General features: G+C 45.6%; 1 protein-coding gene. It reads left to right on the top strand.

Going from position 1 to position 638, the window contains the following annotated elements; all coding sequences use genetic code 11:
* The first annotated feature begins 27 nt into the window (after nt 1-27).
* Nucleotides 28-507 (top strand): (2Fe-2S)-binding protein, encoded by a 480-nt coding sequence (locus ACR0B3_RS24445; RefSeq protein ID WP_340262049.1) that lies wholly within the window; start codon nt 28-30, stop codon nt 505-507.
* Nucleotides 508-638 lie beyond the last annotated feature (131 nt).

The following is a 638-nucleotide window of genomic DNA, read 5'->3' as shown; positions in this document are numbered from 1 at the left end:
GTGCGCCGCGCTTTGGAGGCGATGTAAATGGGGCAGACTAAAAAAATCAAAGTGATGGTTAATGGTGAGCGAATTGAACGAGACGTTGCCGTACGAACAAATCTGTCAGATTTTTTAAGAAATGATCTGGGGCTGACTGGTACTCATGTAGGTTGTGAACATGGTGTATGTGGAGCATGCACCGTGCGTGTTAATGGTCAAACTGTTCGTTCCTGCCTGATGTTAGCTGTCCAAGTGGATGATCTCGAGGTAACCACGATTGAAGGACTAGCTGACAGTGGACCGGTATCAGCATTGCGAGATGCCTTTTTGAAACGAAATGCACTCCAATGCGGCTACTGTACACCTGGCATGCTCGCATCCGCCGTTGAATATATTGAGAAAATTGGAGAGCCAGATCGCAAAAAAATTCGCGAGCACTTATCAGGGAATTACTGCAGATGTACTGGTTATCAATCAATCGTTGATGCGATTTGTGATGTAATACAGGTGGGTGCTGAAACATGACTGGCGTTAAGTTCGATTTCGATAAACCGACTAAATTAATTGGTCAGCCTGAAGCACGTTTAGATGCGAAGCGTTTACTGCACGGACGCGGAAGGTTTGTTGACGATATTCAACTTCCTAGAATGCTCCAC

Source organism: Ruegeria sp. CE9 (genome assembly GCF_056537425.1).
Note: the sequence above shows the minus strand (reverse complement) of the source record. Positions and strands in the feature narration are given on the sequence as shown.